Here is a 20254-nt window from a genome sequence, read left to right as displayed (position 1 = left end):
AAGGTGGATCAGGGCAACCGCTGGCGCAACACCATCGCCGCGCCGAGCCCCGCGATCACCGAGAACGCTCCGAGCATGAGCCACGGACGGCTGGCGTCGCCGCGGGTCGTCTCGAAGCCGATCTGCTCCTCGAGCGTGTTGTAGGCGTCCTCGAGTTCTTCGAGGCTTGCCGCCGTGAAGAAGCTCCCGCCCGAGAGATTCGCGATCTCCTTGAGCGACGGATCGTCGACGGGCACGGGGATCCGATCATCCTCGATGGTGACGGTGCCCGTCTGGGTGCCGAACGAGATGGTCGAGACCGGGATTCCCTTCTCCGCCGCCTGCCGCGCCGCGGTGAAGCCCCCGCGGGGATCGTCGGGACTCTCGGGGACGGTCTGTTTGCCGTCGGACAGCAGCACGATCCGCGCGGGCGGCGCCTGGTCGCTACCGCCGAGCACGGCGGCGAGCGTGTCGATCGACTGCATCGCTGTGAAGATCGCCTCGCCGGTCGCAGTGCGCTCGCTGAGCTGCAGGTTGTCGATCGCGGACTTGCTCGCCTCCCGGTTGGTGGTCGGCGAGACCAGGACCGAGGCGGTACCCGAGAACGCGACGAGACCGAGGTTGATGCCGGGCGTCAGGTCGTCGGCGAACTGCTTGGCCGCCTCCTGTGCGGCGGCGAGTCGTGTGGGCGCGACGTCCGTGGCCTCCATCGACAACGACACGTCGATGACAAGCACGACCGTGGCCCGGTTGCGCGGCACCCGCTGTTCGGCGGTCGGGCCGGCGAGCGCCACGGTGAGGAAGACGAGCCCGACGAGCAACAGTGCGACGGGAATGTGCCGAGCGCGTCCCGGGCGGGCGGGCGCGACCTTCTCGAGCAGCTCGAGATTGGTGAAGCGCAGCGTGTTCGTCTGGCGCCGGCGCTGGACCAGCACGTATGCGCCGCCGAGGGCGGCGACGACGAACAACAGCAGCAGCCACCACGGTGAAGTGAAACCGGACAGGCTCATCGTCCCCCCTGCCGTGCGGGTGCGCCGAAGCTGTGCCGCCGGGCCGCGACGAATCGGACGACATCGCCGATCCAGTCGCGGTCGGTGCGCAACGTCAGCACCGGTGCACCTGAACTACGCAGCGCCTGGTGCACGGCCGCGCGATGCTCGACGGCGGCCTGCGCATAGTCGGCCCGCAGTTCGGGAGTAGTCGTGAATTCACGGGTGCGGCCCGTTTCCGGGTCGTGCAGCACCACGTCGCCCAGATCGGGCAGTTCGAGGTCGCGGCGATCGACGATCTCGACAGCGAGCAGTTCGTGCCGGCCGGACAGTGCCCGCAGGGAACGCTCCCAGTCGAGAGGGCCGAGGAAATCGCTCACCACGACCGCCAGACCGCGGCGGCGCTGGGGACGTCGCAGCGACTCGACGAGCCCCTGGAGATCACCGCGGGTCCCGTCGGGTGCGTGCGGGGTTGTCGCGACGGTACGCAACAACGATTGGGCGTGCAGCCGCCCACCACGCGCGGGGACGCGGGCCGTCTCGTTGCCGGTGGAGATCACCGCGCCGATCCGATTCCCGCTGCCGGTGGTCAGATGCGCGAGCGCGGCCACCGCTGCGATCGCCAGGTCGCGCTTCTCACACATGCCGGTACCGAAGTCCAGGCTGGCCGAGAGGTCGACCGCGAGCCACGTCTCGAGTTCCCGGTCGGCGACGGTCTGCCGCACGTGCGGGTGCGTCGTGCGCGCGGTGACCGACCAGTCCATCTGCCGCACGTCGTCACCCGGCTGGTACTCGCGGGCGTCCCCCGGCTCGGAACCGGGGCCCGGGATCAGACCGAGATGGTCGCCGTGCAGGACGCCGTCGAGACGGCGCCGCACGGTGAGCTCGAGGGTGCGGAGCGCGGCGGTGAGCGCGGGATCGCGCAATTCACCGGTCCGGAACCGCGGTGGCGACCCGTCGTGAGGACGTGTGCTCACCGCGCGCCCGCACCTCCCTGCGGATCAGGTGCACCGATGGGCGCCTGCTGACCGGCAGCGGCCCGCGGATCGGCAGGCGCCGGGCCGGAGGTCGCGGTCGGCACGGGTGCGTTCGCCTGGGGCGCGACCTGCGGAAGACCCACGGTCTGCAGGATTCGGGTGATGATCTGGTCCGGGGAGACGTCGTCCGCGAGCGCGTCGTAGGACAGCACCAGGCGGTGGCGGAGCACATCGGGGATGACGTCGACGATGTCCTGCGGCACCACGTAGTCGCGACCGCGCACGAGCGCCAGGGCACGCGCCGAGGAGATGATGCCGAGCGTCGCGCGGGGCGAGGCGCCGTAGGCGATCCAGCCCTGCACGTCGTGCAGGCCGAGCTCGGCGGGCCGACGCGTCGCGAAGATGACCCTCACCACGTAGTCGACGAGCGCGTGGTGCACGAACACACGGCCGGCGATCTTCTGCAGGCGCAGGAGCTGCTCGTTGTCGAGCACCTGCTTCGGCTCGGGAGCGGCGACACCCATCCGGTAGACGATCTCGCGTTCCTCCTCCACCGACGGATAGTCGACGAGGACCTTGAACAGGAAACGGTCGCGCTGCGCTTCCGGCAGCGGATAAACGCCCTCGTTCTCGATAGGGTTCTGCGTCGCCATCACGAGGAACGGCTCGGGCATCGGGAAGGTCTTGCCACCGATCGTGACGTGGCGTTCGGCCATCACCTCGAGCAGCGCCGACTGCACCTTCGCCGGGGCGCGGTTGATCTCGTCGGCGAGCACGAAGTTCGCAACGACCGGTCCGAGTTCTGTGTCGAACTCCTCGCGTCCCTGCCGGTAGATGCGGGTACCGACGAGGTCCGTCGGCACGAGGTCGGGAGTGAACTGCACGCGGGAGAACGACCCACCGACGACCTTCGCGAAGGTTTCGACGGCCAGCGTCTTCGCGACACCGGGAACGCCTTCGAGCAGCACGTGCCCGCGCGCGAGCACACCGACCAGCATCCGCTCGACCAGCAGGTCCTGGCCGACGATCACGCGCTTGACCTCGTAGATGGCCCGTTCGAGGAGACGGACGTCGTCGGCGGGGTCGTACGCCTTCGCAGGAGCGTCGCCGGGTTTCCGCATGTTCGCGCCGGACACCTGCGGAGCCGGACCGTTCGCACCGGCCGCCTTCGGCGCCGGCGCGGCACCCGCCGCAGCCTGGTTGTTCTTGCGTCCGTCGTTACCGCCCTGGTCGCCCGGCGTCGCCGAACCGGACGTCCCACCCTCGCGTGAGGTCACCAACAATCCACCGCTTTCGCCTACGTCGCTCCGCTGGAAACACCTGCTGCACCACTATTGCAGGTGCCGGCTCGGTGTGTCGTCGCCCCTGCACCGACCGGGAGACGGCACCCGGAAACGACCGGATGGCACCCGCCCTCGGTGGTACGAGGGCCGCGGCAAACCTCGCCCTCACGACACCATGCGCACCACGTACGGTGTCATGCCGCCCCAGCGTACCGGCGAGATCTTCACGAACGATCCCGACTGCGGCGCCTCGAGCATCTGCCCGTCGCCGAGATACAGCGCGACGTGCTGGCTGGCGTTGGGCCCGTAGAAAATCATGTCGCCCCGTCTCATCTGCGACGACGGAACCTGGGTACCGGCCGTGTACTGGTAGCCGGTGTAGTGCGGGAGCGAGATGCCGATGCCCGCGAACGCGTAGATCATCAGTCCGGAGCAGTCGAAGCCGACCTTGGCGTAGTCGCCGTGGACATCGGCGACGCCGCCGTCGCGGATACCGCGGGTCGGGCCGTTCTCGTTGCCACCACCCCACGCGTACGGGACGCCGATCTGGGACATCGCACGGTCGATGACGATCTCCACCGCAGCGGGACCGGTGACGGACGGACGCGACGGGGTCCCGGGCGTCGAATTCGGTGTGGAGGGGCGGGAACCCGATCCCCCGGTCCCCGATCCGGGGGTCTCCACGACGGGGTCGCCCGGATCCGGGTTCTCCCAGTCGATCCCACCGTCGTCGCCGCTGTCCTCGTCTTCGTCCTCGTCGGGGATCGTGCCGCTGTCGGTGCCATCCGGGACGGATCCACCGTCGGTACCGTCTGGGACCGTGGCGTCGTCGGTGTAGTCCGGTGCAGCCGTGTCGGTGCCACTCGTATCGGTGCCACTCGTATCGGTGCCACTCGTATCGGTGTCACTGCCCTCCGGCGCTCCGGATTCGGTGGTGACCTCACCCGGTGAGGCGACGTCGCTCTCGCCGGTCGACGGAGACTCCTCGATCAGCGTGTGGGGGCGACGGCCGTTGGCGAGTTCCGCCGCACGTTCCCGGGCTGCGGCGTCGGCGGCGACACGCTCGGCTGCCGCGGCTGCCGCGACCCGTGCCTCCTCGGCGGCCGCCGCGGCAGCTGCTTCCTCGGCTGCGCGGCGACGGTCCCAGTCCTGGTACTGCGCGCGTTGCCCTTCCAGGCCCGCAACGTTCACGCGGGCCCGGTCGAGTTCGCTCTGCGCGTTCGCACGTTCCTGCTCGATGCGCGACTTCTCCGCGGCCTGCCGACCGAGTTCCGCTCGCGCGACGGCAATCGCGGCCTCGGCCTCGGCCCTGCGCTGCTCGGCGGCTTCCGCCGCCGCGTCGGCCTCGAGCTTGGCCGCGCGTGCCCGCGAGTGGGAGTTGGCCTCCTGGGCCCGGGCGCGCTGGAGCGCATCGAGCACCGCGGCGCGCCCGGCGGATAGCAACCGCATGACCTGGGCGCGGTCGAGCAGATCGTCGGGACCGTCGACGTCGAGGAAGGCCGCGAGGGAGACCGAGTTGGCGCCACGGGTGTAGCTGTCGCGGACGAACGCGTCGAAGTTCTTCTGGGCAGCGAAGATCCGGTCGGCGGCGTCGTCGAGTGCGCGGCGGGAATCCACGACCACCCGTTCGGCGAGATCCGCTGCGTCGCGCGCGCTCTGGAGATCGACGAGGGCGCGGTTGACGTCCTCGCGGCGGATGGCGACGTGCGCGTCGAGCTCGGCGAGCTGCTGATCCGCGCCGGCGATCCGGACGATCAGCTGCCCCACCCGGTCGATGTTGGCCGCGACGGCCGCACCAGCGCGGTCGATCTCGGCGTCCGAAGGGTTCGGCGGCGGGGGCGGTGCGGCGGACGCCGTCGTGGTCACGGTAAGGAGCACGGCTGTGACCAACCCCAAACCGGCGAGGAGCGTGCCGGTGCGCGTCCGCGGGGTGCGACCGGGCGTCGGACCGTCGGGTCGACGGCCTGCAGTGAGCGTCGTGGCGGTGCCGTCCGGCCCCGACCGTCGCGGAATCCCTCCGTGGATACCGAACCGTCTCACTTGCATCTCCCTCGGTCGCACCTGGTGGCCGAGACTTCCGGCCGGACGACCCGAGGAAGGCACGCAGCATCCGCTCGCCGTGGGTGCCCCACGGCTCACACGCTGCAGTCGTACACCGGCTGCGGACAGCGTCCCCACGAGCCGGGTTGTGACACACCTTCCCCAAGAGCGTCATGAAAACCGTACGACACCTCAGGGGTATGTCGCATGACAGTCACGAAGATCGGCCGGAAGAACTCCGAAAGAACACGGTGCGGACACCGAGGAACACCGTGAGGACACCGAACGATCTTCCCTGCCGGATTCCGTCACGGTCGGGGCGAGGACAACCCGGAGACGATCTCCGCGGTGACGGAAAGAGACCTCAGACGTCCTTGGCCGATGACGATCCGTTACCTCCGGCAACGGTCGCGTCACCGTCCGCGCGGCGGCGTTTGGCGAGCCAGGTCGCGCCGGCCGCAAGGGCGACCACTGCGACGATCAGCAGCGTCATCAGCGTCCAGGGCGGTGACGGCTCGAGCACCGAGTCGACGAAGTTGCGTGTGGAGACCACCGGATCGCCGGTGTAGGTGCGATCCTGGGCGGCCTCGAGAGTGACGCGGTCGAGATCCTCGCTGAATGTCCCGACCCATCCCGGACTGAGGACCAGCACCGTTCCGCCGTCCTCGGCGCCGACCTCCGTCGCGAGGTCGCGCAGCTGCGAATCCATACGGGGGTCCCGGTCGAGCACGACCACGCTGAGGTCGATCCCGTTCTCCTGCGCGCGCTGCACCTCGGCGACGAGGTCGTCGACGTACTGCGAGGGCGCCGCCACCTGGTCGTCGGCGAGATCGGCGAGCACTTTTTCGACCGAGACCCCGGCGGGAAGATCCGTGAGCGCAGGGCCCGGTATACGAAGCAGTGGCGCAGACATCTCTCTCCGGTGGTGCTGGGGCAGAAGCCGGGCGATACGGCGATCCGGCCGTGCGGAGACGACACGAAGAGCCACACCCGTGGGCAAGGGAGAACATTACGCGATCGCGCGACGGCGGCTCGAAGCACTCGTCGCGAGCAGGACCGATGCCGGCGGGACGCTTCGTCGACACGACGGACCCGACTTCGGTTCAATACAGGACAAGCGTACTGTTAGAATCGAGGGCGAGACGCCACGACTACTGCATCCGGGCCACGGGCCGCGGGCGGACGTCGTGTGCCTCGCTTCAGCCGTCGACACAGCCCCGTCGGCGGCCAGCCGAAACGACGAGTGGAGCTGACGTGAGCACCAGTAGTGATTCGTTCGGCGCCAAGGGTTCGCTGCAGGTCGGAGACAACTCCTACGAGATCTTCCGCCTGTCGGCCGTCCCCGGCACCGAGAAACTTCCTTACTCTTTGAAGGTCCTGGCCGAGAACCTGCTGCGCACCGAGGACGGTGCCAACATCACGGCCGATCACATCCGGGCCATCGCCAACTGGGATCCCTCCGCCGACCCGAGCATCGAGATCCAGTTCACGCCCGCACGCGTGATCATGCAGGACTTCACGGGCGTCCCCTGTGTCGTCGACCTCGCCACCATGCGTGAGGCCGTGACCACCCTGGGCGGCGACCCGAACAAGGTCAACCCCCTCTCCCCCGCCGACATGGTCATCGACCACTCGGTGATCCTCGACTACTTCGGTCGCGCCGACGCCCTCGAGCGCAACGTCGACCTCGAGTACGAGCGCAACGGCGAGCGCTACCAGTTCCTGCGCTGGGGCCAGGGCGCCTTCGACGACTTCCGCGTCGTCCCCCCGGGCATGGGCATCGTCCACCAGGTCAACATCGAGTACCTCGCCCCGACCGTCATGGTCCGCAACGGGCAGGCCTACCCCGACACCTGCGTCGGCACCGACTCGCACACGACGATGGTCAACGGCCTCGGCGTGCTCGGCTGGGGCGTCGGCGGCATCGAGGCCGAGGCCGCGATGCTCGGCCAGCCGGTCTCCATGCTCATCCCGCGCGTGGTCGGCTTCAAGCTCACCGGTGAGATCCAGCCCGGCGTGACCGCGACCGACGTCGTGCTCACCGTCACCGACATGCTGCGCAAGCACGGCGTCGTCGGCAAGTTCGTCGAGTTCTACGGCGCCGGCGTGGCCGAGGTCCCCCTCGCCAACCGCGCGACCCTCGGCAACATGAGCCCCGAGTTCGGTTCGACCGCAGCGATCTTCCCGATCGACGGCGAGACCATCAACTACCTGCGCCTGACCGGCCGCAGCGACGAGCAGCTCGCTCTCGTCGAGGCGTACGCCAAGGAGCAGGGCCTGTGGCACGATCCGAGCCGCGAGCCCGAGTTCTCCGAGTACCTGGAGCTGGACCTGTCGACGGTCGTCCCGTCGATCGCCGGCCCGAAGCGCCCGCAGGACCGCATCCTGCTGTCCGAGTCGAAGGTCGCCTTCCGCAAGGACATCCACAACTACGTGGAGGAGAACCTCCCTGCCGAGCACACCAAGCTCGACGAGGCCGTCGAGGAGACCTTCCCGGCGTCCGACCCGGCCGTGCTGTCCTTCGCGGACGACGGTGCCGTCGACGTCCACTCGGCTGCCAACGGCGCCCACGGACGTCCGTCGAAGCCGGTCAAGGTCGTCTCGGAGGAGCGCGGCGAGTTCGTCCTCGACCACGGCGCCGTCGTGGTCGCGGGTATCACCTCCTGCACCAACACCTCCAACCCGTCGGTCATGCTCGGCGCCGCGCTGCTCGCCCGCAATGCGGTCGAGAAGGGCCTGTCCACCAAGCCGTGGGTCAAGACCAACATGGCTCCGGGTTCGCAGGTCGTCAACGACTACTACGAGAAGGCCGGCCTGTGGCCGTACCTCGAGAAGCTCGGCTTCTATCTCGGTGGCTTCGGTTGCACCACGTGCATCGGTAACACCGGCCCGCTGCCCGAGGAGATCTCGAAGGCCGTCAACGACAACGACCTCTCGGTCACCGCGGTGCTCTCCGGCAACCGCAACTTCGAGGGCCGTATCTCCCCCGACGTGAAGATGAACTACCTGGCCTCGCCACCGCTGGTCATCGCCTACGCGCTCGCGGGCACGATGGACTTCGACTTCGAGACCGACGCGCTGGGCAAGGACAAGGACGGCAACGACGTCTTCCTGAAGGACATCTGGCCTTCCGCCCAGGAGATCGACGACACCATCAAGTCGGCGATCAACCAGGACATGTTCCGCAAGTCCTACGCCGACGTCTTCAAGGGCGACGAGCGCTGGCAGAACCTCGAGACCCCCGAGGGCGACACCTTCGCGTGGGACGAGGATTCGACGTACGTCCGCAAGGCTCCGTACTTCGAGGGCATGACGATGGAGCCGGACGCGGTCAGCGACATCAAGGGCGCTCGCGTCCTCGCGCTGCTCGGCGACTCGGTCACCACCGACCACATCAGCCCGGCCGGTCCGATCAAGCCGGGTACCCCGGCCGCGCAGTACCTCGACGCCCACGGTGTCGAGCGCAAGGACTACAACTCGCTCGGCTCGCGTCGTGGCAACCACGAGGTCATGGTCCGCGGCACCTTCGCGAACATCCGTCTGCAGAACCAGCTGCTCGACGGTGTCTCCGGTGGTTACACCCGCGACTTCACCCAGGACGGTGCTCCGCAGGCGTTCATCTACGACGCCTCGCAGAACTACCAGAAGGCCGGCATCCCGCTGGTCGTCCTCGGTGGCAAGGAGTACGGTTCCGGCTCCTCGCGTGACTGGGCCGCCAAGGGCACCCGCCTGCTCGGCGTCAAGGCCGTCATCACCGAGTCCTTCGAGCGCATCCACCGCTCGAACCTCATCGGCATGGGCGTCATCCCGCTGCAGTTCCCGGCAGGCGAGTCGGCGGCGTCGCTGGGCCTGACCGGCACCGAGGTCTTCGACATCGAGGGCATCGAGAAGCTCAACGAGGGCGTCACGCCGAAGACCGTCAGGGTCACGGCGACCAAGGACAACGGCGAGAAGGTCACCTTCGACGCTATCGTCCGCATCGACACCCCCGGTGAAGCGGACTACTACCGCAACGGCGGCATCCTGCAGTACGTGCTGCGGAACATGATCCGCGGCTGAGAGCAGTGCTCGTGACCCGATCGGTCACATCTGTGTGAAGCGGCGGGCCCGGGACGAGACTCGTCTCGGGCCCGCCGTCTCCCTCGAGCCGAAAGGAAGTGGCGCGTGCCCAAGGTCAGTGAGGACCATCTCGCCGCGCGGCGCAGGCAGATCCTCGACGGTGCCCGTCGCTGCTTCGCCGAATACGGTTACGACGGCGCGACCGTGCGACTGCTCGAAGATGCCACGGGTCTGTCCCGTGGCGCGATCTTCCATCATTTCAAGGACAAGGACGGACTGTTCCTCGCCCTCGCCCAGGAGGATGCGAGACGGATGGCCGACGTCGCGGCCAACGAGGGTCTCGTGCAGGTCATGCGCGACATGCTGTCCTCCCCCGATCAGTTCGACTGGCTCGGGACGCGGCTCGAGATCACACGCCGTCTCCGCACCGACCCCGAGTTCGCGAGGGCGTGGACGCAGCATTCGGCCGAACTCACCGAGGCCACCGTCGGACGCCTCGAACGGCAGCGGGAAGCGGGCCGGTTGCGCGACGACGTGCCGACCGAAGTCGTCCTGGGTTATCTCGACCTCGTGCTCGACGGGCTCGTCGCCCGCCTCGCTTCTGGGCACACCGAACAGGACCTCGTCGCGGTTCTCGATCTCGTCGAGGAATCCGTGCGCCGGCGCGACTGACGCGCCGGATCCGTTCCTCACGCCTTCTCGTCGCTCGCTGCCGCCCGACGACGGTTCGGGCCGCCGCGGCCCCGCAGCCGCACCTGCGACTCCACGAGAACGTTGTGCACGAAACCGTAGGATCGACCGGTTTCCTGCGCGAGCCTCCGAATGCTCGCGCCCTCCTCGTAGCGGCGCTTCAGATCCTCCTGCAAGCGGTCCCGCGATTCCCCTGTAACTCGGGCTCCCTTCGCGTAGGTCGTCTCTCCACCACCGGAATTTCGCGCCATCGGATCCTCCCTGCGCCCTCGCCAAAGGTCCCTTTCCCAGGCTAGAGGACTGTCAGGTTGCGCGGACGCAGATCGGACCAGCAGGAGCGGATCGGGGGACGGATCCGACCGGAGGCCCGATCAGGCGAGCTGGATGAGCTCGAGGTATTCCTGGGACCAGTGGTCCTCGGTTCCGTCGGGAAGCAGGATCACACGTTCCGGGTCGAGGGCCTCGGCCGCACCCGGATCGTGGGTGACCAGCACGACGGCACCCTCATAGCTGCGCAGGGCGTCGAGCACCTGCTCGCGCGAGACGGGATCGAGGTTGTTGGTCGGCTCGTCGAGGAGCAGCACGTTCGCCGCGGACGAGACGAGCCCCGCCAGGGCGAGTCGCGTCTTCTCACCGCCGGAGAGCGTTCCGGCCGGCTGCTCTAGCTGCGGACCGGTGAACATGAACGCGCCGAGCAGTCCCCGCAGGTCCTGTTCGCCGGCGTCGGGAGCGGCGTGCCGGATGTTCTCCCACACCGTCGCCGAGTCGTCGATGGTGTCGTGCTCCTGCGCGAAGTAGCCGACCTTCAGGCCGTGACCCGGCACGAGTTCGCCGAGATCCGGCTGCTCCACACCGGCGAGCAGCCGCAGCAGCGTCGTCTTGCCGGCACCGTTGAGGCCGAGGCCGACGACGCGGCTGCCCCGGTCGATCGCGAGGTCGACGCCGGTGAAGATCTCCAGGGAGCCGTAGACCTTGGTCAGCTCCTTGGCCATCAGCGGGGTCTTGCCGCACGCGGCCGGTGTGGGGAACCGGATCTTGGCCACCTTGTCGGCGACGCGCACGTCGTCGAGGTCGGCGAGCAGCTTCTCGGCGCGCTTGGCCATGTTCTGGGCGGCAGTGGCCTTGGTGGCCTTCGCTCCGAGCTTCGCGGCCTGCTTCTGCAGGGCGGACGCCTTCTTCTCGGCGTTCGCACGCTCGCGCCGGCGCCGCGCCTCGTCGGTGGCGCGTGCGTCGAGGTACTTCTTCCAGCCCATGTTGTAGACGTCGGCCTCGCCGCGCACCGCGTCGAGGAACCACACCTTGTTCACCACGTCGGCGAGCAGGTCGACGTCGTGGCTGATGACGATGAGCCCACCGTCGTGGTTCTGCAGGAAGCCGCGCAGCCAGGTGATCGAGTCGGCGTCGAGGTGGTTGGTCGGCTCGTCGAGCAGCAGCGTGGTGTCGGACTTCCCGCCGGAGCCGTCCGAGGCTGCGAACAGGATGCGGGCGAGTTCGACACGGCGGCGCTGACCACCCGACAGCGTGTGGAGGGGTTGGCCGAGGACCCGGTCGGGCAGGCCGAGGCTGTGGCAGATGCTCGCTGCCTCGGATTCGGCGACGTATCCGCCGAGCGTCGCGAAACGCTCTTCGAGCGAACCGTACTTGCGCACGGCACGGTCGCGGATCTTCTCGTCGACGGCCTCCGCCATGAGCGCCTGCTGCTTCTCCATGCTGCGGAGGATCTCGTCGAGACCTCGCGCCGAGAGCACCCGGTCCTTGGCGAGGACGTCGAGATTGCCCTCCTTGGGATCCTGCGGCAGGTAACCGATGTCTCCGGAACGGATCACGGCGCCGGCGTAGGGTTCGCCTTCACCCGCGAGGATCCGCAGGGTCGTGGTCTTGCCGGCACCGTTACGTCCCACGAGGCCGATCCGGTCCCCGGCCTGCACCCGCAGCCCCGAGCCGGGGGCGGTGAGCAGCGTCCGCACGCCGGCGCGGACTTCGAGGTCGGTAGCGGTGATCACGCACGGGCTCCTAGAACGAAGGACGATGGATGGGTGCCATGGTGGCAAACAGCCGGGCACACGAATCACCCATTTTACAGTGACAGCACCTCTCTCCCACGGTGAGATGCACTACCCCTCGCCACGCGCGGCCGGGTTCTCCCCGTGCGCAACCTAGGCTGGCGCCCGTGACCCACCTTCCCTCCACCGACCTCGTCGTGGCCGGACTCGGCCCCGCCGGCCGTGCATTGGCGTTCCGTGCCGCCGCGGCCGGGTTGTCGGTGACGGCCGTCGACGTGCGTCCACAGCGTCGGTGGACCGCGACCTACGCGGCGTGGGCCGACGAACTGCCCGCCTGGCTGCCCGACGAGGTGGTGGCAGCACGCATCGACAGGCCCGCGGCGTGGACGACCGAGCCCCGGATCGTCGATCGTGCCTACCGGGTGCTGGACACGGCGTGCCTGCAGGACTTCCTCGCCCTCGACGCCGTCACGGTGGTCACGGATCGGGTACGCGACGTCGATGCGGACGGCGTGGTCCTCGGCGACGGACGCCGGGTGACTGCCCGCTACGTCGTCGATGCCCGCGGCGTTCCCGCCGAACCGGAACGTGCCCAGCAGACGGCATTCGGGCTGATCGTCGACGATACGACCGCAGCTCCGGCACTCGACGGCCACGATGCCTGGTTCATGGACTGGCGCCGCGACAACGGCACGGGCCCCGACGACGTGCCGTCCTTCCTGTATGCGGTGCCGGTCGGCGACGGACGCACGATCCTCGAGGAGACCTGCCTCGTCGGTCGCCCGGCGCTCGGATTCGGCGAACTCGAACGGCGCCTGCACATCCGCCTCGCGGCGCGAGGCGTGCGCACGACCGGCGACGAGCAGGTCGAACGGGTGCGCTTCGCCGTCGAGAGCGCACCGACGGCACCCGGGGTGATCGGCTTCGGCGCTCGCGGTGGTCTCATGCATCCGGCCACGGGATACGCGGTGGCCACCGCCCTGTCCACCGCGGATGCGGTGATCGACGCGGTGCGCCTCGGCGAGGACCCCCAGCGCGTCCTGTGGCCGGTGCGCGCCCGCTCGGTGGCGACCCTGCGGCAGATGGGACTGCGGGTCCTGCTGCGACTCGACGCACGCGGAGCGATCGAGTTCTTCGACGCGTTCTTCGCTTTGCCGGTCGAGCAGCAGCGCGCCTACCTGTCCGGTCGCGACGACGCGACTGGCGTGGCGGCCACGATGTGGCGGCTGTTCCGGGTGCTGCCGACGGGTGCGCGCGGAACCATTCTGCGTTCGCTCCGCTGATCCGCCGGGTGCGGCGTGTGGCGAAGGTCTCGGCGAACCGCCCGGTGAGTTTCGCAGCTTTCCAGCGTGCTCCCGAGGTGTCGATCATGATGGACACATGCGGTCGATCTGGAAAGGCTCACTCGCGTTCGGCCTCGTCAACGTGCCGGTGAAGGTGTACTCGGCGACCGAGTCGCACGACATCTCTTTCCACCAGGTGCACGCGAAGGACGGTGGGCGGATCAAGTATCAGCGTGTGTGTACCGAGTGCGGGGAGGTCGTCCCCTACCAGGAGATCGACAAGGCGTACGACTCCGAGGACGGCGAGCGGGTCGTGCTCACCGACGAGGACTTCGAGAAACTCCCCGCCGCTGAGAAGCACGAGATTCCGGTGCTGCAGTTCGTGCCCACCGAGCAGATCGATCCGATCCTGTTCGAGAAGTCCTACTATCTCGAACCCGATTCGTCGTCGCCGAAGGCCTACGGTCTGCTCGCCGCGACTCTCGAACAGAGCGACCGGACGGCGCTGGTGCACTTCACACTTCGTCAGCGCACCCGGCTGGCCGCCTTGCGCACCCGCGACGGACTGCTCATCCTGCAGACCCTGCTGTGGCCCGACGAGGTTCGCGCAGCCGAGTTCGAGTCGCTCGACGACATCGAGAAGCCGAAGCAACGCGAACTCGCGATGGCCGAGACCCTCGTCGAGTCGATGTCCGACGATTTCGATCCCACCGAGTTCACCGACGAGTACCAGGTGGAACTGCGCACGCTGATCGACGAGGCCCTCGCCCGCGGCGGCGAGAAAGTCTTCCAGGTCGCCGAACACGACACCGGCGAAGAGGACGCCGAGGTGCTCGACCTCGTGGCGGCCCTGCAGCGCAGCGTCGACGCGGCGGGCAAGATGGTCCCGTCCGGTTCGTCCTCCGGCGGGAAGAAGTCCTCGAAGAATGACGAGGATGAAGACGAGGACGCGAAGAAGGCCCCCGCGAAGAAAACGGCGTCGAAGAGTTCGGCGGCCAAGAAGAGTCCCGCCAAGAAGAGCACGGCGAAGAAGACCGCGTCCAAGAGTTCGGCGTCGAAGAGCACGGCGAAGAAGAGTCCTGCCAAGAAGACGGCCGCCAAGAAGACCTCCGGCGAACGCAAAGGCGCCTGACCTCCGACGAGAAGTCGAAGATCAGGCGCCGAGGCTCGGAGCCGGCGACAGCCGGATCAGACGGTGAAGCCGAGTGCGCGCAGCTGCTCGCGTCCGTCGTCGGTGATTTTGTCGGGACCCCACGGCGGCATCCACACCCAGTTGATGCGCAGCTCGTCGCAGAGGCCGCTGCGCACGAGTGCGCCCTTGGCCTGCTCCTCGATGACATCGGTGAGGGGGCACGCCGCCGAGGTGAGCGTCATATCCACGGTCACGGTCTCGTCGACCTCGGAGATCCCGTAGATGAGACCGAGATCGACGACGTTGATGCCGAGCTCGGGGTCGACGACGTCGCGCAGCGCTTCCTCGAGTTCGTCGAGGCGGCCCGGATCCAGCGGCGGGGCCGTGGCCGCGACCAGCGTCGAGGTCTCGTCCGCGCCGGCGTCGGCCGTCGGATTCTCGTCGGTGTTCACGGTGCCCGGTGCGGGTTCGGTCATCAGTTCTGTCCTCCGCTCGAAAAGGTGTGCGCGCCGCCCGCCAGGTCGGCGGGGGCGGCGTCCACGGTCTGCGCGACCGCGTCCTTGAAGGCCATCCAGCCCAGCAACGCGCACTTCACGCGCGCCGGGTACTTCGCGACGCCGGCGAACGCGATGCCGTCGCCGATCAGGTCCTCGTCGCCTTCGACGGTGCCGCGACTGCCGACCATCTCGACGAACCCCTCGACGATCTTCAGTGCATCGCCGAGCGGAACGCCGATCACCTGGTCGGTGAGCACGGACGTCGACGCCTGGCTGATCGAGCAGCCCTGCCCGTCGTAGGAGACGTCGGCGACGGTGTCACCGTCGATGTGCACGCGCAGGGTCACCTCGTCGCCGCAGGTCGGGTTGACGTGGTGCACTTCGGCGCCGAACGGTTCGCGCAGTCCGCGATTGTGCGGGTGCTTGTAGTGGTCCAGGATCACTTCCTGGTACATCTGCTCCATCCGCATCGGATCACGCCTCCCCGAAGAACTTCTGGGCGCGCCGGATCGCCGCGCCGAGTGCCTGCACCTCGTCCGGCGTGTTGTACACGGCGAACGATGCGCGGGCGGTCGCGGCCACCCCGAAGCGGCGGTGCAGCGGCCAGGCGCAGTGGTGTCCGACCCGGATCTCCACGCCCTCGTCGTCGAGGATCTGGCCGAGATCGTGCGCATGGATTCCGTCCACGACGAACGACACCGCCCCGCCCCGCTGTTCGGCGGTCGTGGGTCCGATGATGCGCACGCCGTCGATGCCGCCCAGCTCGGCGAGCGCAGCAGCGGTCAGCTCGTGTTCGTGTGCAGCGACGGCGTCCATCCCGATGTCCTGCAGATAGCGCACGGCGGCACCGAGGCCGACGGCCTGCGAGACCATGGGCGAACCGGCCTCGAATCGCTGCGGCGGTGCGGCGAAGGTCGTGGCCTCCATCGTCACCGTCTCGATCATCGAGCCACCGGTGATGAACGGCGGCACGTCGGCGAGCAGGTCGCGGCGACCGTAGAGAACGCCGACGCCGGACGGACCGAACATCTTGTGTCCGGAGAAGGCGGCGAAGTCGACTCCGAGGGCGCGGAAGTCGACGGCCATGTGCGGCACCGACTGGCACGCGTCGAGCACGACGATCGCGCCGATCTCCTTCGCGCGTCGCACGATCTCCTCGACGGGGGCGACCGCGCCGGTCACGTTCGACTGGTGCGTGAACGCCACGACCTTCACAGCGTCGGTCAGCGTCAGCGAATCGAGGTCGATGCGGCCGTCGTCGGTGACGCCGTACCAGCGCAGGGTGGCACCCGTGCGCCGCGCGAGTTCCTGCCACGGAACGAGATTCGCGTGGTGCTCGAGCTCGGTGACGACGATTTCGTCACCGGGTCCGAGCCGGTGCGGGAACCGGTCGTCGGCGAAGGCGTAGGCGACGAGGTTGAGCGACTCGGTGGCGTTCTTGGTGAACACCACCTCGTCGACGTCGACCCCGACGAAGGACGCGATGACAGCGCGGGCGTCCTCGTACGAGTCGGTCGCCTCCTCCGACAACGCGTGCGCACCGCGGTGCACGGCCGCATTCCGCGTCGCCAGGAACTCACGCTCGGCGTCGAGCACCTGCACCGGACGCTGGGAGGTGGCCCCCGAATCGAGGTAGACCAGGGGTTTGCCGTCGCGCACCGTGCGCGCAAGGATCGGGAAATCGGCCCTGATCCGGGCGATGTCCAAGGTCCGCACCGGCACCGTCATCCGATCACGCTCCTTGCGTTGCTGCCTGGGTGAAACGAACGTAGCCGTTGGTCTCGAGCTCGTCGGCGAGCTCGGGGCCACCGGACTCGACGACGCGGCCACCCACGAAGACGTGCACGAACTGCGGCTTGATGTAGCGCAGGATGCGGGTGTAGTGGGTGATGAGCAGGACGCCGCCGTTCTCGTTCTCCTGGTAGCGGTTCACGCCCTCGGAGACGACGCGCAGCGCGTCCACGTCGAGGCCCGAGTCGGTCTCGTCGAGGATAGCGATCTTCGGCTTCAGCAGACCGAGCTGCAGGATCTCGTGGCGCTTCTTCTCGCCACCGGAGAAGCCCTCGTTGACACTGCGCTCGCCGAAGGCCTGATCGATGTCCAGCTCGGACATCGCCTGCTTGACCTCCTTGACCCAGTGGCGCAGCTTGGGAGCCTCGCCGCGCACGGCGGTCGCGGCGGTGCGGAGGAAGTTCGACATCGACACGCCGGGCACCTCGACCGGGTACTGCATCGCGAGGAACAGGCCGGCGCGGGCGCGCTCGTCGACGCTCATCTCGAGCACGTCCTCACCGTTGAGGGTGATACTGCCCGAGGTGATCTCGTACTTGGGGTGGCCGGCGATCGCGTACGACAGGGTGGACTTTCCGGAGCCGTTGGGGCCCATGATGGCGTGCGTCTCACCCGAGCGGACCGTGAGATCGACGCCCTTGAGAATGTCGATGGGTTCAGCGTTCTCGTCGTTCTGAGCGACGCGGACGTGCAGGTCCTTGATCTCGAGGACGTTCGAAGGTGTGGACATCGAAATGCGTTTCCTTAGTGGAGAGGTATCGGGAGTACGGGGAGACGGCCGTCAGGCGCCGACGGCGGCGAGTTCCGCCTCGATGGCGGCCTCGAGCCGTTCGCGGACCTCGGCGACCGTGATGCGCTCGAGCAGCTCGTGGAAGAAGCCGCGGACGACGAGGCGACGCGCTTCCTCCTCGGGGATACCGCGAGCACGCAGGTAGAACAGCTGCTCGTCGTCGAAGCGGCCGGTCGCCGACGCGTGTCCGGCACCGACGATCTCACCGGTCTCGATCTCGAGGTTCGGCACGGAGTCGGCGCGCGCACCGTCGGTGAGCACCAGGTTGCGGTTGAGCTCGAAGGTGTCGGTGCCCTCGGCCTCGGCGCGGATGAGCACATCGCCGATCCACACGGTGTGCGCGTCGGGCTTACCGGAGGCCGGATCGCCCTGCAGCGCACCCTTGTACACGACGTTCGACTTGCAGTTCGGCTGCGAGTGGTCGACGAGCAGGCGCTGCTCGAAGTGCTGGCCGGCGTCGGCGAAGTACAGGCCGAGCAGTTCGGCGTCGCCGCCGGGGCCGTCGTACTTGGTGGTCGCCGACACGCGCACGAGATCGCCGCCGAGCGCCACGGTGAAGTGGCGCAGCACGGCATCGCGGCCGACGCGAGCGTGGTGCGCGGCGACGTGTACGGCGTCGTCGGCCCAGTCCTGCACCGCGACGACCTTCAGCTGTGCGCTGTCGCCGAGCACGAACTCGATGTTCTCGGCGTAGGTGCCGCTGCCGCGCTGGTCGATGACGAGCGTGAGGTTGGCGAACGCCTCGAGCCGGATCTGCACGTGACCGTAGGCGACGGCGCCCTCGCCCGGTCCCGTGATCGTCACGGTGACGGGCTCGGCGACCTCGACCTCGCGGCCGACGGTGAGAACGGTCGCGGTCTCGAACGACGAGTACGCCTGTGCTGCGATCCGGTCGAACGGCACACCGGCCTGTCCGAGTCGCGCGTCGTCGCGCGCCACGGTCTCGACCTGCACGCCGTCGACCGGGGTGACCTCGACGGTCGCGGTGCCGGTCGCGGGAGCGGTGCCGTCGTGCAGACCGCGCAGGCGGCGCAGCGGGGTGAACCGCCACACCTCGTCGCGACCCGACGGAATCTCGAAGGCGTTCACATCGAAGGACGTGAAGACCTCACCCTTGTTGATTGCCGGCACCCGGTTCTCGGCACGCACGGCATCCTGCACGCCCGTCGCGGTAGCCGGCGTGTTCTTCGCTTCCGCAGTCATTTAGCCGACTGCCCCTTCCATCTGCAGTTCGATCAGGCGGTTGAGTTCGAGGGCGTACTCCATCGGCAGTTCCTTGGCGATGGGCTCGACGAACCCGCGCACCACCATCGCCATGGCCTCGTCCTCGTCGAGTCCGCGGCTCATGAGGTAGAACAGCTGGTCGTCGCTCACCTTCGAGACGGTCGCCTCGTGACCCATGGTGATGTCGTCCTCACGGATGTCGACGTACGGGTAGGTGTCGGAACGGCTGATCTGGTCGACGAGCAGCGCGTCGCACTTGACCGTCGACTTCGAGCCGTGGGCGCCCTTGTTGACCTGCACGAGGCCGCGGTAGGAGGCACGTCCACCGCCGCGCGCCACCGACTTCGACACGATGGTCGAGGAGGTGTGCGGAGCCAGGTGCAGCATCTTCGCGCCGGTGTCCTGGTGCTGGCCCTCGCCGGCGAAGGCGACGGAGAGCACCTCACCGCGAGCGTGCTCGCCCATCATCCACACTGCCGGGTACTTCATCGTCACCTTGGAACCGATGTTGCCGTCGATCCATTCCATCGAGCCGCCGGCCTCGACCTTGGTGCGCTTGGTCACCAGGTTGTAGACGTTGTTCGACCAGTTCTGGATGGTCGTGTAGCGGCAGTGGCCGCCCTTCTTGACGATGATCTCGACGACCGCGGAGTGCAGCGAGTCGGACTTGTAGATCGGGGCGGTGCAGCCCTCGACGTAGTGCACCGAGGCGCCCTCGTCGACGATGATCAGGGTCCGCTCGAACTGGCCCATGTTCTCCGTGTTGATGCGGAAGTAGGCCTGCAGCGGAATGTCGACGTGCACACCCGGCGGGACGTAGATGAACGAGCCACCCGACCACACCGCGGTGTTCAGGGCGGAGAACTTGTTGTCGCCGGCCGGGATGACCGTGCCGAAGTACTCCTTGAACAGCTCGGGGTGCTCGCGCAGGCCCGAGTCGGTGTCGAGGAAGATCACGCCCTGGCTCTCGAGGTCCTCGCGGATCTGGTGGTAGACCACCTCGGACTCGTACTGGGCGGCGACACCGGCGATGAGGCGCTGCTTCTCCGCCTCCGGGATGCCCAGCCTGTCGTAGGTGTTCTTGATGTCCTCGGGGAGCTCGTCCCAGCTCGCGGCCTGCTTCTCCGTCGAGCGCACGAAGTACTTGATGTTGTCGAAGTCGATTCCGTCGAGGTTCGAGCCCCACACCGGCATCGGCTTCTTGTCGAAGGTGCGCAGCGCCTTGAGGCGGATGTCGAGCATCCACTCGGGCTCGTTCTTCTTGGCGGAGATGTCCCGCACGACCTCTTCGGACAGGCCGCGCTGCGCCGTGGCGCCCGCGGTGTCGGGGTCCGCCCAGCCGTATTCGTAGTGGCCGAGAGAATCGATCGTCTCTTCCTGCGTCAGCGGCGCGGTTCCGGACGTCTGATCCGATGCGACGGTCATGCGAGCTCCTTCCGGAGTCTGGTGGGCGTCGGCGCGGGCTGTGCGTCGACGGTCGACGGGTGGGTGGATGTCTTCCTGATGTGCCCTGGTTC

17 protein-coding genes are annotated in these 20254 nt (G+C 68.2%); 4 read left to right on the top strand and 13 right to left on the bottom strand.

What is annotated here, in order from left to right; all coding sequences use genetic code 11:
- Nucleotides 1-8: 8 nt before the first annotated feature.
- The 5 genes from AC6CID_RS09805 to AC6CID_RS09785 all read right to left on the bottom strand — a co-directional run bounded on the left by AC6CID_RS09805 (nucleotide 9) and on the right by AC6CID_RS09785 (nucleotide 6181).
- Entirely contained in the window at nucleotides 9-989 is a 981-nt protein-coding gene (locus AC6CID_RS09805; RefSeq protein ID WP_064060318.1) for a VWA domain-containing protein, read from the bottom strand.
- Nucleotides 986-1945 (bottom strand): DUF58 domain-containing protein, encoded by a 960-nt coding sequence (locus AC6CID_RS09800; RefSeq protein ID WP_071934907.1) that lies wholly within the window; start codon nucleotides 1943-1945, stop codon nucleotides 986-988. Before AC6CID_RS09800 ends, AC6CID_RS09805 begins: the two co-directional genes overlap by 4 nt.
- Nucleotides 1942-3066 carry a chaperone MoxR1 gene (moxR1, locus tag AC6CID_RS09795; RefSeq protein ID WP_498353906.1) on the bottom strand — a complete coding sequence of 375 codons (1125 nt, stop codon included), beginning with the start codon at nucleotides 3064-3066 and terminating at the stop codon, nucleotides 1942-1944. The genes AC6CID_RS09800 and moxR1 overlap by 4 nt, the downstream gene beginning before the upstream one ends.
- Before the next feature lie 327 nt (nucleotides 3067-3393).
- Nucleotides 3394-5274: an NlpC/P60 family protein gene (locus tag AC6CID_RS09790; protein WP_498353889.1), complete on the bottom strand. Its 1881-nt coding sequence runs from the start codon at nucleotides 5272-5274 to the stop codon at nucleotides 3394-3396.
- A gap of 358 nt (nucleotides 5275-5632) precedes the next feature.
- Nucleotides 5633-6181, bottom strand: a complete 549-nt coding sequence (locus AC6CID_RS09785) for an Rv1476 family membrane protein (RefSeq protein WP_024100824.1) — start codon at nucleotides 6179-6181, stop codon at nucleotides 5633-5635.
- A 341-nt stretch (nucleotides 6182-6522) separates the two neighbouring features.
- Between AC6CID_RS09785 and acnA the strand changes: the two genes are divergently transcribed.
- Both acnA and AC6CID_RS09775 read left to right on the top strand, forming a co-directional pair.
- The gene (gene acnA / locus AC6CID_RS09780) at nucleotides 6523-9327 is read left to right on the top strand and encodes an aconitate hydratase AcnA (RefSeq protein WP_498353888.1); all 2805 of its coding nucleotides are present in this window, start codon (nucleotides 6523-6525) and stop codon (nucleotides 9325-9327) included.
- 105 nt (nucleotides 9328-9432) lie between these two features.
- On the top strand, nucleotides 9433-9999 hold the full coding sequence (locus AC6CID_RS09775) for a TetR/AcrR family transcriptional regulator (protein WP_006551512.1): 567 nt from the start codon (nucleotides 9433-9435) through the stop codon (nucleotides 9997-9999).
- A 17-nt stretch (nucleotides 10000-10016) separates the two neighbouring features.
- Here AC6CID_RS09775 and AC6CID_RS09770 read toward each other — a convergent pair whose 3' ends face one another.
- Nucleotides 10017-10268, bottom strand: coding sequence for a helix-turn-helix domain-containing protein (locus AC6CID_RS09770; RefSeq protein WP_026061044.1), 252 nt, complete (start codon nucleotides 10266-10268; stop codon nucleotides 10017-10019).
- Nucleotides 10269-10388: 120 nt separating this feature from the next.
- On the bottom strand, nucleotides 10389-12020 hold the full coding sequence (locus AC6CID_RS09765) for an ABC-F family ATP-binding cassette domain-containing protein (protein WP_498353887.1): 1632 nt from the start codon (nucleotides 12018-12020) through the stop codon (nucleotides 10389-10391).
- A gap of 167 nt (nucleotides 12021-12187) precedes the next feature.
- On the opposite strand from AC6CID_RS09765, the gene AC6CID_RS09760 reads away from it, so the two are divergent.
- Nucleotides 12188-13303 carry a lycopene cyclase family protein gene (locus AC6CID_RS09760; protein ID WP_498353886.1) on the top strand — a complete coding sequence of 372 codons (1116 nt, stop codon included), beginning with the start codon at nucleotides 12188-12190 and terminating at the stop codon, nucleotides 13301-13303.
- 97 nt (nucleotides 13304-13400) lie between these two features.
- Nucleotides 13401-14435: a non-homologous end joining protein Ku gene (gene ku, locus AC6CID_RS09755; protein ID WP_498353885.1), complete on the top strand. Its 1035-nt coding sequence runs from the start codon at nucleotides 13401-13403 to the stop codon at nucleotides 14433-14435.
- 56 nt (nucleotides 14436-14491) lie between these two features.
- On the opposite strand, the gene AC6CID_RS09750 is transcribed toward ku, so the two are convergent.
- From AC6CID_RS09750 to sufB, 6 genes are read right to left on the bottom strand one after another with little or no spacing between them, the layout of a single operon-like run.
- On the bottom strand, nucleotides 14492-14911 hold the full coding sequence (locus AC6CID_RS09750) for a metal-sulfur cluster assembly factor (protein WP_006551506.1): 420 nt from the start codon (nucleotides 14909-14911) through the stop codon (nucleotides 14492-14494).
- Complete coding sequence (gene sufU, locus AC6CID_RS09745) at nucleotides 14911-15402, bottom strand: Fe-S cluster assembly sulfur transfer protein SufU (protein WP_498353884.1); 492 nt, start codon at nucleotides 15400-15402, stop codon at nucleotides 14911-14913. Before sufU ends, AC6CID_RS09750 begins: the two co-directional genes overlap by 1 nt.
- Before the next feature lie 4 nt (nucleotides 15403-15406).
- Entirely contained in the window at nucleotides 15407-16660 is a 1254-nt protein-coding gene (locus tag AC6CID_RS09740; RefSeq protein WP_064060314.1) for a cysteine desulfurase, read from the bottom strand.
- A 4-nt stretch (nucleotides 16661-16664) separates the two neighbouring features.
- A complete protein-coding gene (gene sufC, locus AC6CID_RS09735; protein WP_064060313.1) occupies nucleotides 16665-17453 on the bottom strand; it encodes a Fe-S cluster assembly ATPase SufC in 789 nt (262 codons plus the stop codon).
- A 51-nt stretch (nucleotides 17454-17504) separates the two neighbouring features.
- Entirely contained in the window at nucleotides 17505-18716 is a 1212-nt protein-coding gene (sufD, locus tag AC6CID_RS09730) for a Fe-S cluster assembly protein SufD (protein ID WP_064060312.1), read from the bottom strand.
- Nucleotides 18717-20162: a Fe-S cluster assembly protein SufB gene (gene sufB / locus AC6CID_RS09725; RefSeq protein ID WP_498353883.1), complete on the bottom strand. Its 1446-nt coding sequence runs from the start codon at nucleotides 20160-20162 to the stop codon at nucleotides 18717-18719.
- Nucleotides 20163-20254 lie beyond the last annotated feature (92 nt).

This window comes from Rhodococcus sp. GQ147 (assembly GCF_059759155.1).
This window is presented reverse-complemented; position numbering and strand designations above follow the sequence as displayed.

Bases quoted from the DNA above. Each gene is read 5' to 3' on its own strand.
- AC6CID_RS09805 (WP_064060318.1), bottom strand. From the start codon at position 989: ATGAGCCTGTCCGGTTTCACTTCACCGTGGTGGCTGCTGCTGTTGTTC.
- AC6CID_RS09740 (WP_064060314.1), bottom strand. From the start codon at position 16,660: ATGACGGTGCCGGTGCGGACCTTGGACATCGCCCGGATCAGGGCCGAT.
- sufC (WP_064060313.1), bottom strand. From the start codon at position 17,453: ATGTCCACACCTTCGAACGTCCTCGAGATCAAGGACCTGCACGTCCGC.
- moxR1 (WP_498353906.1), bottom strand. From the start codon at position 3,066: ATGCGGAAACCCGGCGACGCTCCTGCGAAGGCGTACGACCCCGCCGAC.
- AC6CID_RS09785 (WP_024100824.1), bottom strand. From the start codon at position 6,181: ATGTCTGCGCCACTGCTTCGTATACCGGGCCCTGCGCTCACGGATCTT.
- ku (WP_498353885.1), top strand. From the start codon at position 13,401: ATGCGGTCGATCTGGAAAGGCTCACTCGCGTTCGGCCTCGTCAACGTG.
- AC6CID_RS09770 (WP_026061044.1), bottom strand. From the start codon at position 10,268: ATGGCGCGAAATTCCGGTGGTGGAGAGACGACCTACGCGAAGGGAGCC.
- sufD (WP_064060312.1), bottom strand. From the start codon at position 18,716: ATGACTGCGGAAGCGAAGAACACGCCGGCTACCGCGACGGGCGTGCAG.
- sufB (WP_498353883.1), bottom strand. From the start codon at position 20,162: ATGACCGTCGCATCGGATCAGACGTCCGGAACCGCGCCGCTGACGCAG.
- AC6CID_RS09750 (WP_006551506.1), bottom strand. From the start codon at position 14,911: ATGACCGAACCCGCACCGGGCACCGTGAACACCGACGAGAATCCGACG.
- AC6CID_RS09790 (WP_498353889.1), bottom strand. From the start codon at position 5,274: ATGCAAGTGAGACGGTTCGGTATCCACGGAGGGATTCCGCGACGGTCG.
- sufU (WP_498353884.1), bottom strand. From the start codon at position 15,402: ATGCGGATGGAGCAGATGTACCAGGAAGTGATCCTGGACCACTACAAG.